Source organism: Chryseobacterium potabilaquae (assembly GCF_902728265.1).
Taxonomy (GTDB): Bacteria; Bacteroidota; Bacteroidia; order Flavobacteriales; family Weeksellaceae; genus Chryseobacterium; species Chryseobacterium potabilaquae.
Map to the genome: position 1 here is coordinate 1 of NZ_CACVBR010000030.1, position 13,197 is coordinate 13,197.

The following is a 13,197-nucleotide window of genomic DNA, read 5'->3' on the forward strand; positions in this document are numbered from 1 at the left end:
GCAGAGTCTTTTAATGCGAAAATCAAAAACTTTAGATTGCAACTAAGAGGGGTAAAAGACAGAACCTTTTTCTTATTCAGATTATCCAAACTTTTTGCATAGCCCCCAACTTTTGCGCCTGATCCTAAAAAAGCCTTACAAAAATAGATAATTGAAATGTTTAGCTTAGGCAATATATTTAATAAAAAAATTCCGAAAGATTTTCGGAATTAAGATGAGCCAATATCGGGATTTGAACCCGAGGCCTCTTCCTTACCAAGGATTTGAACGACAGACAACGATTTTAAAATAAACTGAAAATCAAACATTTATATTTTCAATTATGTTAAATTTCTTTTAAAATTCATGGGTAATGTTACCTTAAGTGTTACCCTTTTAATTTTGTTTTTTGGTCTTTTATAGTTTGGGATTAAACTCAATTATGTCAATGAACCTTTCAATTAATTCTTTGTCTTTTTTTATTGATTCTGCCATTATCAAATTAGCCTTAGAATTATTTTCTGCAGCCTGTGCCAGATGTAAAATAACATCATAATGCTGATTGTCATTTTCAACTTGTTTCTGTATTAATTTAGATAATGTAATATGTGACTTCGACATATTGTTTATAAAGTCTACAGATTCATTTATTCTTTCAATAATTTTTCCCTCCATTGTTTTAATATCTATTACAACATTTGTGTTATGAACCTGATTGACTTTAACAATACTTCCTAAAATGTTTCCAGAGTTCATAATGTTTTCATTTCCTTCGATTACGATAAGCCCATTCATATTAATTATAGAATATTAGTTTTTAAAAATACGAAGAGCTTATTATGTCATTTTTTTAATTGCTCTTTTAATAAATTAATTATTTCATCCTTAGAATTAATTATTTCATCCTTAGAGTTAATTATTTCATCCTTAGCTTTTAGTAATTCTTCTTTTTCTTCTATAATTTTTTTAAGAGTTTTTATCGATTCCGTTAGGCAATTTGATTGAGAATTACTATCATTTAATATATCTCCACCTATATTACCTGTATTATTTAGATTGTTATTTCCTTTTATTTTTGTTGTATTATTTTCCATCCTTCCTTCTCCTGTCAAAAACCAAATTTTATTTATTTCAGGAAAATATTTTAAAAAACTATCTATAACATCAGGGCTTGGCTGGTTTCGTCCTGATTTAATATGGCTTATTTGAGACTGTTTTATTCCCGAATTATCTTTTTCTAGTTTATATCCTGAAACATCTTTCTTTTCAAGAACATAAAGTAGCCGTTTACTAACTCCAGACAATTCATTTACATTTTGTAATCTATTTTTATTCATTTTTTTTGTATAACTATTATTATCGAGCTACATAAATGGCAATCAAACACAATTTATTAAGAGACTAATAAATGGCAACTTTACTATAACATCAATAAAAACACTTATAGCACTTTAATTAATTACCCTCTCCAGTTATCATAAATACATATTATACAGTTATTTGTTTAAAAATGTCTTTCTTATAACAACCTTAGACTCTAAAGCTTCTTTTGAAGGGGAGGATATTAAAATTTACCATTTGATTTTCAATTAATTACAAAACAAAACAAAAATGAATTACATTTTGTTTTGTAGTTTACAATTTGTAAAGTATATTTGTACAGTAAGTATATGACAAAAATAAGATAAAATTATGATAGCCCAAAAAAAATATTGTGAAATAGTCCTTAATGATCCTAATATATTGGGAGAATTAATAAAGAAAATGGGCAGAGAAATGAGATTACAATCTATTGAATCAGCCTTAAAAAGAGGTAACGCCTCAATTCGAAGAACAGCAGCTTTTATTGAAACACTAGAATATGCGGGATATAAAAAAGAAGAAATAATTGAAAAAGAAAGAGAATTATGACAGAAGAAAGAGCAAAACTTCTCCTGTCAAAAATTAAAAGGATAAAATCAAATTCCGCCATTGTCGAAGCTGAATTAATGGTTGTTATAGCCGAATTAAATGCTTGTCTGGGTAGCGTAGGAACTGCCCAGAATAAGCAGAAAAAAACAAGAGCAGAAAAAAAAGCTGTAGAAATCGAAAAGATTAGAGCACAGTTTCATAAAAAATAAAAAAACCACCTGTTGACGCAGATGGCAGATAGTTTAACTATAAAGATAAACAATTTAGTTATGGATACAACAAAGTTACAAAAAACAATTTTAGGAGAGAAAATTAAATCTGTCCAATTCTACAGAATGAACGTTCCGAAACTTTATAAGGAAAGAATTTTTGGATTTATATGGCTAGAAAGAGGTCTAAGAGTTCGAATTGAGAATGGTAGCTACTACCTAATTAACCAAGAAGATAAAAAAGAGGATGCGATCCTAAAAACTTCAAATGATTACAAAAAAATAAAAAGAATGATTTCGAGATGGTTTGCCCATTATCGCAATAATGGAATATGCCAACATGTATCTTACTGGAGAGCTAGAGCTGTTGATGGAATGCATAATGTAAAATTATTTAAGCTTTCAGGGATTTCATTTAAAGACAATAAATCTAATTTTTTAAAACTTGCATCATGAAGGTAATTAAATGGTTAGAAAAATCATACAAAGATTTTATAATCTACTTATTCAGATATCAATAGCAATGAAAATAATAATCAAAATAGAGAATGTAGGAGGTATTTTCTACATCAACGGGAAAAGATTAGGTCAAGAACCTCTATCAGAATTTGAGCAGGTAGCACTGAATGAATTCATAAAAGAATATAAGCAAAAATGAACAATAATATTAAAAATTTATAGTAATGTCACAATTAGAAAAAACAAACGAAAACCAATTACAAGCATTTGATTTAATGGGAAATTTACCAAACCTTTTAGAAGCAAAGGTAATTCCTGCAGATTTGACCAGTGAATACTGGACACCTTCAGAACCCGGAGAATTCAAGCTATGCTTTTTCCAAGAAATTAAAAATTCTACTTATACTAATGAACAGACAGGTGAAACAATAGAGCTGCCGTGTATTGTGTTATTGGAGCAAACAACTCTTGGGGATTTAAAAACAATTAGAAATGGTTCTAAAAGATTAGTGGCATCTTTAGAAGATGCTTTACATCAGGGAAAAATTAAAGCCGGAACTCCTTTAAAAATTGAGTATTTAGGAAAAATTAAAAATACCACAAATACTTACCAATCGGATAGATGGAGTGTTAAACCTTTATTAGTTGGATAATGGAATATCAAAACTTAGCCCTGCCTGATCTTTCCCAGGCAGTGGTTTTATCGCAAGAGTTAGATAAAAACGAGCTATGGCGTAAGCAGCGAGAAGATAAATTTACTTCCTCAAATGTTTCAAAACTTATGACGTATGAAGACAAAATAGAGGAACTACCAAAAGGAGCAATAACATATATTGAAGAAGTTGCCGCTGCGATTCTTACAGATGGAGAAAGCATAGAAGATTTTAGAAATGAAGACATGGAGCGCGGAAATGAAAAAGAGCTTGAAGCCATTTTAAGATTTGAACAGGAAATGTCGCTTACATGTTATGCAACAGGAGAAAATCAAGAGTTTGTAGAATTATGTTCTTATTTCGGTGGTACTCCTGACGGATTATTTAATGAGGACGGTTTAGTTGAGATTAAATGCCCTAAATCTAAAACACATTTGTCCTATCTCAGAAATATCAAAAATGTTCAAAACCTAAAAAAACATAAACCTAACTATTATTGGCAGATACAAGGAAACTTATTGGCAACAGGAAGGCAAAATGGGTTCTTCATTTCCTATGATGAAAGATTTAAACAAAAAGATCATCAGATTTTAATTATTAAAGTGCTAAGAAATGATGAAGATATAGTAAAGTTAGAGAAGCGTCTTCAATTAGCTGAGAGCTACAAAAAAGAACTATTAACAACATGATCCAATCTAAATTTATTTATAAATGGAAGACACGGATATAATGCCTTACGGCATTCATATGGGAAAGCAAATGCAAGATGTTCCCGCTGACTATCTCCTTCGGTTATATGAAGAAGGTCAATTAACAGATCCAGTAAAGATATACATTGAAGATAATCTTCAGGTTTTAGAAATAGAAATAGAACGAGACAAAAAACAATTCACAAAATAAAATGATGGAATTAGTAAAAAACATAGCATTTATCCACAACTTTAGTGTAGCAGATAACGATGAAAATCTACCAGAAAATTTAGGAAACTTTCAAACTATAGAGGAGTTTCAAGAATATTTTGCTCTCAATACCCTTTCTGAACATCAAAAAGTTTTTGCAAAAAGATATTACTCTGATGAGGAAATCCACTATTTCAGAAATGAAATTTTAGAAGTAGCAGAAAACGAACTGCCAGAAGCAAAGCAACAGTTAGCAGAAAAAGATATTCAATTTTCAATGGCAAAAAAGGAAAAGAATATAGCATTTGACTTTGTTAGAGCTTTACAAACTAAAATCAATGATCTTGCTGCTGAAATAAAAATTGGTAAAACAGGAATTGAAGTTCCAGCAAATCGGACTTACAGAGTTCCATATAAGGGCAGGCTTTATTTCTATACATGGCAAGACAATGGAGACTGTGTACTGGTTAAAGTAGCTTTAATGTCCGATGAAGAAAAAGAGGAATTATTCAATCACACAGATAAAAATGAACAATTCTTTGAAAATTTTAAAAATGTCAAGAATAAAAGGCAGACCCAGTAAATATCAAAAATCATTACAAAATGACGAAAACTGGAAAGAGGTAAAAAGAAAAGTAAAAATCCGGGATAAACATCAATGCCGGATTTGTGGTGAAAAGATTGGTTTGGATGTTCATCATATTACCTATTTCGTAGATGGTGAAACTATTCGCGGACAGGAATTGGAACATCTACAATGGCTCATTACAGTTTGCAGAAAAGATCATAAAATAATTCACAAAAATCCAAACCATCCTTTGAATCCCAGAAACAGATTAAAGCAAAATGGAGAGACATACAAAAGTGTATCGTAATTTTTCTCCTATCATAATAGCTTCCTTTGAGGTTTTCCATAAAATTGTGGAAAACCCCAAACGGAGGAAAACCTATACAAAAAACAATACTATGAATGAATTAATCAAAATAACAGAAAATAAAGGCAAACAAGCTGTATCAGCTAGGGATCTCTATGAATATTTAGGGTTTGACAAAAGTCAATGGGCTAGATGGTACAAAAAGAATATTATCGAAAATGAATTTGCAATAGAAAACGTTGACTATCATGTATTCGACATAAAGTCGAATTCAAATAATGGAAGTAAAACTAAAGAATTCGCTTTGTCAATTGAGTTTGCTATGAGAATTTCAATGATGGCAAAAACCAGAAAAGGAGAACAAGCTCGATTATACTTTATAGAATGTGAAAAAATTGCTAAAAATAAAGTGATTGACTTCTCTGATGCTTCAGCTGTTTTACAATTAGCACAAAAATGGCATAATGAACAACAAAAACGCTTGGAAATAGAACAAATATACCAAGCTAACAAACCTAAAGTCATATTTGCCGATGCAGTTTCAGCTTCAAAAACATCAATTCTTATAGGTGAGCTTGCCAAAATCCTCAAACAAAATGGAGTTGAAATGGGGCAAAACAGATTTTTTGAATGGCTTAGGCACAATAATTTCCTGATCAGTAGAAAGGGAACTGATTTTAATATGCCCACTCAAAAATCTATGGAGTTGGGGTTATTTGAAATAAAAGAAACAAGCATTACTCATTCGGACGGACATATATCAATAAACAAAACGTCAAAGGTTACTGGAAAAGGACAGCAGTATTTCATCAATAGACTTCTCGTATCGGCATAATTAACGATATAAAAGTATTGCATATTGATTGCTTTTAAAAACAAAATCATACCAATAATGAAGATTTTTCACACAGGGAAAGATCTCGCCTTTTATTTTATAGCAAAGATAAAACATTAAGAAATGAAAGATAATGGCGTAATATTTCTAAAAGACTGGAAAATTCTTGTCAATTCACTTTCTCCTGAAAATCAATTGATATTTTGGGAGATGTTTACACACTATGAGTATGGCGTGGAACAGATTTGTGAAAACCAATATGTATTTCCTATTTGGAATTTCGTGAAATCCCAGTTGGACAATATGAAAGATAAATACAACGAAAAAATTGTAAGTCGAAACCAACTTAATGGATCAAAAGGGGGAAGACCAAAAAAAGAAGCCAAAGAAACCCATTTGGAAAATGAAATCCCAGAAAACCCACTGGGTTTTTCAGAAACCCAAAAAAGCCATAATAACAATGAAAAAGATAATGAGAAAGATAATAACAATAACAATGATGTTCTTTTAAAAAAAGAACCAAAAGGTATGACCGAGATTTTCAATTTTGAAAAAGTTTGGAATTCGTTTGAAGGTAAAAAAAATTCTTACGAAAAGGACTATAAAAATTTTCTAGGAAAAACAGATGGACTTGAAGTTGATTTTGAAAAACTTTTTAATGAAGCCAAAAAATCTAAAAACATTTATTTTCAATCTTGGATAAATAGCATCTATTCGAAATCTTCCAAAAAAGTTGCGCAAAAAAAGGTTTCAATTCCAGAATACGATGAGTTTTGGGGATATACAGAGCGATATATTATTTCAAATAATCTCGGGCCACCGGAAAATTGGAAAATTCCTATAGAAGCTAAATACAATGCCTGGAAAGAAAATGGGTGGAAAGATGGTAATGGAAAATCAATTAACAACTGGAAAACAAAAATTCAAAATACAATTCCTTTTTTAAGGCCAATCAAAAATGGACAAACAACTTATCAAAGCACAAACACAGGATATAACAATCAGCAATCAGCTGCAAGTGGTACGATTTCAGGGCGACAAATTATTGCCAAAAGAATTAGTGAACACTTTGCCCGAAATTCTGAAGGCGGAAATAACACAATTGACATTGAAACAACTATCAAAAGAGAATCTTTCAGAAGTTGAGAAGTTTGCATTTGAGGTTATAAGTAAGGTGAATGTTAATTTCTCCAAAGAACATGAAAACTATGAAATAGATTTAGCTATTTCAGAAATCAGAAGATATGCTGCTCAATCACAATTAACACCTCAAGAATTCTTCCAAGCAAGAGCCTATTTGTCAAAAGGAATGCTTACTGATTTTGATGGGGAAATTTTAAAACCATATAAGAAAATTGATTTTGAAATGTTCAATCAGGTAGAAGTAGCATACATTGAATATAAGAAAATTGACAAACAAAGAGAATTAGGAATTGAAAAAATTAAAATATTCCTAGAACCACCAAAACCAGAGTTAACACCAGAAGATAAGAAAAGGGAAAGAATCAAATTCTATAGATCAGATTATGAAAGGCTTCAAAAACAAGGAAAAGTTTTAGGAACTCTAATTTTTTATGATTTAATCAAGAAAAAAAGACTTGAAAAAGTAAGCTTAAAATTTGTCGAAAATATTTTAGATAATTTCGTTCCTGAAACAACCGGAATTTCTCATTCAAAAGAACCAGAGCAAATGAAACTTACAAGAATAAAAAAACAGGATATAAAAGTTTTTTTCATTGATGTGGTTGTAAATACCTATATTGAAAAAAATAAGTTAAAAGAACTTTCAGAATCAGAATGGATTGAATACTGGGAAAGCATTTTTGAATCCACTACAAGATCAGATCGAAACTAATGCACATAATTAAAATGTTTTCATATTCATTTTTAAATAAAATTGCTTAGTATAGGACGAAAAATGTAATTTATTAAGAATCAAATTAATTTAATATAAATTTGCATAAATAGCTGCTCCAAAAAATAAAAAAATCTAAATAGGAATATTTATATGGAAAAAGAATACAAAGAACTATATGCTAAAATTGACAAAATACTTGAAATACAAGAGCTTATTCTAAAAAGATTGGATGATGGGGTTGTATTATTTAAAAACAATCACAACCCCAGTCCCAGTAGCACCAGAAAACTTACTAAAAGAGAAGAGCAACAAATGAAAACGGAAAGACTTAGGGAAGATATTAGATTAAGCTTAGAGTATGGACATCAATTACAAAGGCAATTCAATTTGGCAGTACAACCACATATTAACAAAATTCGTGCTTATTTAGAAACTAAAAACCCTTCTGTTTTTGATGGATTAAAAAAAGATAATTAAATATGATAAAAGATAAACTAAAAAGATTTCGTTTCAGCGGCAATATACCCTAGTTGAAAACCTTTATCCATGAATAAACAACTTATCAATTTACAGCTATTGATGACTGTACAAGAATGAAAGTTATTAGGATCTACTCTAATAAAAAAGCAGAAAGCACTATACATTTTTTAGGGGAAATTTTGGATATATTTTATTTTCCTATACAGCATATTCAAACTGACTGGGGAACGGAATTTTTTAATTATTCCTTCCAATATGAGCTGCATGAGCATTTTATCAAATACAGACCCATCAAGCCCAGATCCCCTCATTTAAATAGTAAAGTAGAAAGAACTCAACAGACTGACAAATCCGAATTCTGGTCGCTAATGGATTTATCTGATCCAGATCTTGATTTAAATGCTTTAGTTATTGAATGGCAGGAGTTTTACAATAAGAAAAGGCCACACTCTTCTTTGAATGGAAAAACACCTTGGGAAAAATTACAGTCGTTGGAACATCTCATCCCTATTCAGCCTGATGTTACTGCAAAATTTTGGGACTCGAATGAAGTAATATTGCCCAGAAATTATACTTACTTAAGTTATATAAAACGAAAAAATATTAATTTAGTTTCAAAGCCCAAGAGAAAGTAGGCTCTGTTGGGGAGCAACCTACCAGCAATAGGCTTTTAGATATACGGAAAGGGAGACCCCAAAAGGTCTCCTCTTTTTATTTCCGGTATCTTCTATGGCTAAAAAAACCTCTCTTAATTTGTAGCGAATCTATTGTTATAGCACAAATAATATCTCTATCTCAAATTTTTTAAGTGAGTTTCAGACAGACATGCTTCTTTATAGTCTAAAATTTTATTATCAAATTGTTGATATAAATATTCTTTTACCTTTTTGTAATCTACGACGGGAGGTATATCAACTGCTATAAATTGCTGCTCGTGCATTCCTTCCCAAGAACAGTTTAATGACTCAATATCCTTTATTGTTTGCTCAATTGTTTCGTTTCTAAAAAAAGTAATTTGTATAGTACTATGTTCAGATGGTTCAACAATTTCTTCAAAGTATAAACTTCCTTCATCCTCTTCAACAGTGATAATATCGTTATAAGCAAGATTAGGAGCAAAAAAGGGTATGTTTTTTATTTGATACCTCTTATTGTCTAATGAGTCTATCCATAAAGTCTCTTCTGCTACATTTTCCCAAACATCATAATAAGTTAAAATAACTTTATTTTCCATATTTTGATAATTTTCCCAAAGAAGTTTCTTTAAATTATGATGTTAATTTATTCATATTGCTCTAATTCCTCCTGTAAATCCGAATATAAATCATTAGGATTGATAACGGTTCCTTTAGCGTCTGGAGTAAGAAAAATATTTACTAATGTTTTATCATTTATCATTCCAGGAATCCACTTTTCGATAAAATTATCTAATTCTATTGATTCTGGTTTATAATCTTTCCATTGATCAATGGCACACAACTTTGCAAATTCTTTTTCAGGCCATAGTGGTAATATTTGATTTCCATTATCATCTCCAAGTAAAGCCCAACCGTCATCACTTAGCCCCCAAATTTCTTCAAAATCAGTAACCTTTCTTATGAAATAATCGTATCTTTCATCTTCTGTCATTTTTAAAATGTTCGCAATTTTCTTATTTGTATCCTCCATATTTATGTTCTAATTTATGTAAATCAGCATCTTGTAATTTTGTATCTTTATAACTATTACCGTCTTTTGCTCGTTTCCCTCTGGGATGGGCTAGTTCGGTTCCTCTTGTTTTAGAGTTTCTTGAATTTCTTGGATTTCGTATTGTCTTTCTATTACCATATTTAATGTGTCTCATTTCGTTCTTAATCCAACCTCTGTTAAAACTACTTACTTTTGCATCATTGGCAAGTTCTTTTAGTCTAGCCTGTTTTCCGGATCTTCCCACACTTTTTAAATTCTTTACCTCCTCAATAGCTTTTAAAGCTGGTACTTTCCCCCCTTGAGTCATTAATACTCCTTCCGGGCCACCTATTATAGTTAAAGCAATTGTAGAGAGATCACCTATAGTATTTTGGATTTTTTCTTTTTTTGTTTCTCTTGGAACACCAGTGACTAAGGTTAAAGAGCCATCGTTATCTACTTCATATTTATTTCTTACCTTATCTCCTGTAAGGGCATTGTAGCCTCTTACAACCAAATTAGAAACCGAAGCTCTCAAGCTATTAACTCCTCCTCCTATCATCTCCGCAAATGCGACCGGATTGTCAGGAAGGCTAGAACCTGAAGGAGGATCAGGGCAACAACCTGCCTCAAGTGCTTCTTCTGGAGCATTTCCATCTGGATCTGTAAATCTCAGTGGATTATTGAATGCATAATTATAAGAAGTCCAATCCGAAAATTCTTCACTTAAAGAATCTGGAGATAGCCAGCGTACAGCATCAGGCATGTAGAATCTTGCTCCGTAATCATACAGTCCAGTCTCCTGTAATTCCTTTCTATTGTATTTATATTGATAACTAGGATTACCACTTAATATATTATACCCTTCATGTTTTAATCCAAAAGGATAATAATTGTTTTCTTCAAGAACTTCTACGCTTGATCCATTGTTGAAATAGCTCAAACGCACATTTCCCAGATGGTCTGTATAGTTGTAAATATACTTATTTTTTATAAAATCGAAGTATCCTTCTGAGGTTGGAACAAACTTTAAGGACGAATAAGAAGCTAATACATTGGAAGCACTACTATTATCATACTGAAATCCATTTAGATATTGAGTCTCTTTTGTCGTGCCTCCTAGAATATAATTTTTCGAAACCTTTACTCCATCTGCACGGTAGATATAACGGGTAATTGCAGCATCTGAATTCCCTGAATTAGATTTAATCTCAGATGGAAGATTCAACAAGTTATAGCTGATAGTATTGATTCCTTTATCAAGATGGCTTATCATATTCCCATTGTTATCATAACCTATAGGATTTCCCCCTCCAGGATAACCATAAGAACTTTGAGTTGCATCCGTAACTTTAGAGAGTCTATTTCCAGAATAAGTATAGCTAAGATTGTCAATCTGCATCGCCTGCCCATTCGGGTTTTTAGCATTTCGATATAAATGAGTAATATTTCCATTCAGATCATATTCCATAGATTCTCCAAAATGATCCGTCTGAGGAATCGTACTCAAAGGTTCAGCATAATGTCCATACAAGAGTCTATTCAATGCATCATAATTATAAGCATATCTCTTTAAGATTCCATCGTTAGAAGTCTTCCAGTCAATCTCTGCAATATTTCCATTGTATTTTGCAGGAGCAAGGGTGGCAAGTACAGGATTATTATATTTGATTTCATATCCAAACAATCTTCCATTCAAATTGGAAGGATCATTGATCTTAGTCATCCATCCACGAATGTTGTACTTATAATCTATAGTTTGAACTGGACTGGTCAGATTCACTCCTCCAACTTTCTTTGTTTGTAATTGGGAAAGTTCATTATAGGTATTCTGAGCTAAAATTTCCTCAGGATTGTTATCTACTTTATGGGTCTGTTTTAATAACCTATTCTCATGATCATAAGTAAATACTTCGGTGATGACTTTTTCAGTATCGGTATTCAATCGCTTATGTTTAGTGATTGTATTTTGAACTACTCCTGTAAAATCCAATTTGGATTCTATTCTGGTATATCCTCCTAAATGATTGATAGAATGATTTCCTATCACTCTTCCTGTAGTATCATAATAGGTGTAATTCTTGATCCAATTATCATTTTCAATATTCTTTACCAAACTCATCACAGAAAAGCTCTTGGTACTCTTTCCTCCACTTGTGGATGGATTATCAGTCAAGACTGACTCTCCCTGAATACTTGTCGGAAAAGTAGGATTGAAACTATAGAGAGGATAAGTATCATAATAGTTCACTGATAATACGGTTTCAAGATAAGGAAAGTGATTATTGGTATATTGAATCGACATTCCATTCTTGGTAAATCCTGGAGGATTTCGGTTTTCAACAATCAGATTGTTAACAATCATATTTTGCATATCTGATCGAGAAGTTCCTCCTACGATTCCTGTGATAATCACTCTCCCAAATAAATCATATTTACTGAAAAGCCATTTATTTTGGGCTCTCATGACTTCATCCTGAGTGAACACCAAACGGTCTGCTTTATCATACACCATATGCTCCCAACCTTTACCAGGAAGTTTCTTTTCTACCAATCTACTTCTTCCATCATAACGATATTCATAAGCCAAAGCCTGTTGATCTGCCAGATCCCAAGTCTTCTTTTTGGAAAGAAGTGGAGGAATTACCCATGCAAGCTGATTATATTCATTATAAACATAGTAGGTATCTGCGTTTTCACTCGCACTTAATACTTTTCTTACCAAAAGCAATTGTCCTCTGCCATTTTTGAATTCAATGGTTTTATTCCCATCTTCATCGGTGACAGTATTTTTATAAAGTTGGTTAGCTCCATAAGTTCCTTTATATTCAATGGATGATTTTGTAGCGTTGTTTTCCCAAATGGTATTAGTGGTATATTTTATAACTTCTCCTGCTATATTAGCACTATAATCGAACTTTACAGGTTTATTAGTCCAGTCGTTTCCTACCTGTATTTGCTGTTGGATTCTATCCAATGGAGAGTTTTCCAATACTTTTTCGGAATAGATCTTTTCAGCTCCATAAATAGATGAAGCATTTCCTAATGGATTGGGGACTATCGCTCCGTTTCCTGTTGACGACTGAGGAATTGGTAAATAATCTTTGGATTGTCTTCCAAATGCATCATATTCGATATGGGTCACCACATCTTTTCCTTGCGGAGAAGCTTTTACATTGACAACTTGCTTAGGTCTTCCTAATCCATCGAAATATTGAACCGTTTCCGATGTCTTCACATTGGGTTGCGTCGGATCTGAAAGATACGTTTTTGAAGATACATAGTTTTCAGTAGGACTTAATTGGGCAGGGAATAATCCTATCACAAATAAAGTATTGACTGATATAATTGTTTTTAATGTATTGGTCAT

19 protein-coding genes are annotated in these 13,197 nt (G+C 31.7%); 14 read left to right on the forward strand and 5 right to left on the reverse strand.

Annotation, left to right across the window (positions count from 1 at the left end):
* Positions 1-396: 396 nt before the first annotated feature.
* A complete protein-coding gene (locus tag CHRY9293_RS13625; RefSeq protein ID WP_162033485.1) occupies positions 397-774 on the reverse strand; it encodes a hypothetical protein in 378 nt (125 codons plus the stop codon).
* 47 nt (positions 775-821) lie between these two features.
* Entirely contained in the window at positions 822-1,316 is a 495-nt protein-coding gene (locus CHRY9293_RS13630; protein ID WP_162033486.1) for a helix-turn-helix domain-containing protein, read from the reverse strand.
* A gap of 355 nt (positions 1,317-1,671) precedes the next feature.
* Between CHRY9293_RS13630 and CHRY9293_RS13635 the strand changes: the two genes are divergently transcribed.
* From CHRY9293_RS13635 to CHRY9293_RS13695, 14 genes are all read left to right on the forward strand, one after another.
* A complete protein-coding gene (locus CHRY9293_RS13635) occupies positions 1,672-1,890 on the forward strand; it encodes a hypothetical protein (RefSeq protein WP_162033487.1) in 219 nt (72 codons plus the stop codon).
* Positions 1,887-2,099 (forward strand): hypothetical protein, encoded by a 213-nt coding sequence (locus CHRY9293_RS13640; protein WP_162033488.1) that lies wholly within the window; start codon positions 1,887-1,889, stop codon positions 2,097-2,099. The genes CHRY9293_RS13635 and CHRY9293_RS13640 overlap by 4 nt, the downstream gene beginning before the upstream one ends.
* Before the next feature lie 60 nt (positions 2,100-2,159).
* The gene (locus CHRY9293_RS13645; protein ID WP_162033489.1) at positions 2,160-2,555 is read left to right on the forward strand and encodes a hypothetical protein; all 396 of its coding nucleotides are present in this window, start codon (positions 2,160-2,162) and stop codon (positions 2,553-2,555) included.
* Positions 2,556-2,622: 67 nt separating this feature from the next.
* Complete coding sequence (locus CHRY9293_RS18890; protein WP_262887720.1) at positions 2,623-2,757, forward strand: hypothetical protein; 135 nt, start codon at positions 2,623-2,625, stop codon at positions 2,755-2,757.
* A 25-nt stretch (positions 2,758-2,782) separates the two neighbouring features.
* A complete protein-coding gene (locus CHRY9293_RS13650) occupies positions 2,783-3,211 on the forward strand; it encodes a hypothetical protein (protein WP_162033490.1) in 429 nt (142 codons plus the stop codon).
* Entirely contained in the window at positions 3,211-3,900 is a 690-nt protein-coding gene (locus tag CHRY9293_RS13655; protein WP_162033491.1) for a lambda exonuclease family protein, read from the forward strand. The genes CHRY9293_RS13650 and CHRY9293_RS13655 overlap by 1 nt, the downstream gene beginning before the upstream one ends.
* A gap of 22 nt (positions 3,901-3,922) precedes the next feature.
* Positions 3,923-4,111, forward strand: a complete 189-nt coding sequence (locus CHRY9293_RS13660; protein WP_162033492.1) for a hypothetical protein — start codon at positions 3,923-3,925, stop codon at positions 4,109-4,111.
* Between the two features lie 4 nt (positions 4,112-4,115).
* Positions 4,116-4,694 carry a type II toxin-antitoxin system RelE/ParE family toxin gene (locus tag CHRY9293_RS13665; protein WP_162033493.1) on the forward strand — a complete coding sequence of 193 codons (579 nt, stop codon included), beginning with the start codon at positions 4,116-4,118 and terminating at the stop codon, positions 4,692-4,694.
* The gene (locus CHRY9293_RS13670; protein ID WP_228455542.1) at positions 4,666-4,986 is read left to right on the forward strand and encodes an HNH endonuclease; all 321 of its coding nucleotides are present in this window, start codon (positions 4,666-4,668) and stop codon (positions 4,984-4,986) included. The genes CHRY9293_RS13665 and CHRY9293_RS13670 overlap by 29 nt, the downstream gene beginning before the upstream one ends.
* Before the next feature lie 91 nt (positions 4,987-5,077).
* Complete coding sequence (locus CHRY9293_RS13675) at positions 5,078-5,821, forward strand: phage antirepressor KilAC domain-containing protein (protein ID WP_162033494.1); 744 nt, start codon at positions 5,078-5,080, stop codon at positions 5,819-5,821.
* A 123-nt stretch (positions 5,822-5,944) separates the two neighbouring features.
* Positions 5,945-6,967, forward strand: a complete 1,023-nt coding sequence (locus CHRY9293_RS13680) for a DUF6291 domain-containing protein (RefSeq protein WP_162033495.1) — start codon at positions 5,945-5,947, stop codon at positions 6,965-6,967.
* The gene (locus CHRY9293_RS13685; protein WP_162033496.1) at positions 6,930-7,676 is read left to right on the forward strand and encodes a hypothetical protein; all 747 of its coding nucleotides are present in this window, start codon (positions 6,930-6,932) and stop codon (positions 7,674-7,676) included. The genes CHRY9293_RS13680 and CHRY9293_RS13685 overlap by 38 nt, the downstream gene beginning before the upstream one ends.
* A 153-nt stretch (positions 7,677-7,829) precedes the next feature.
* A complete protein-coding gene (locus CHRY9293_RS13690; protein WP_162033497.1) occupies positions 7,830-8,156 on the forward strand; it encodes a hypothetical protein in 327 nt (108 codons plus the stop codon).
* Between the two features lie 116 nt (positions 8,157-8,272).
* Positions 8,273-8,794 (forward strand): integrase core domain-containing protein, encoded by a 522-nt coding sequence (locus tag CHRY9293_RS13695; protein ID WP_228455543.1) that lies wholly within the window; start codon positions 8,273-8,275, stop codon positions 8,792-8,794.
* Positions 8,795-8,949: 155 nt separating this feature from the next.
* Here CHRY9293_RS13695 and CHRY9293_RS13700 read toward each other — a convergent pair whose 3' ends face one another.
* Genes CHRY9293_RS13700 through CHRY9293_RS13710 form a run of 3 tightly spaced genes read right to left on the reverse strand, consistent with a single transcriptional unit; the run spans position 8,950 to position 13,197 of the window.
* Entirely contained in the window at positions 8,950-9,393 is a 444-nt protein-coding gene (locus CHRY9293_RS13700) for a DUF4265 domain-containing protein (protein WP_162033498.1), read from the reverse strand.
* A 47-nt stretch (positions 9,394-9,440) separates the two neighbouring features.
* Complete coding sequence (locus CHRY9293_RS13705) at positions 9,441-9,827, reverse strand: DUF2750 domain-containing protein (protein WP_162033499.1); 387 nt, start codon at positions 9,825-9,827, stop codon at positions 9,441-9,443.
* A complete protein-coding gene (locus CHRY9293_RS13710; protein WP_162033500.1) occupies positions 9,811-13,197 on the reverse strand; it encodes a DUF6443 domain-containing protein in 3,387 nt (1,128 codons plus the stop codon). The genes CHRY9293_RS13705 and CHRY9293_RS13710 overlap by 17 nt, the downstream gene beginning before the upstream one ends.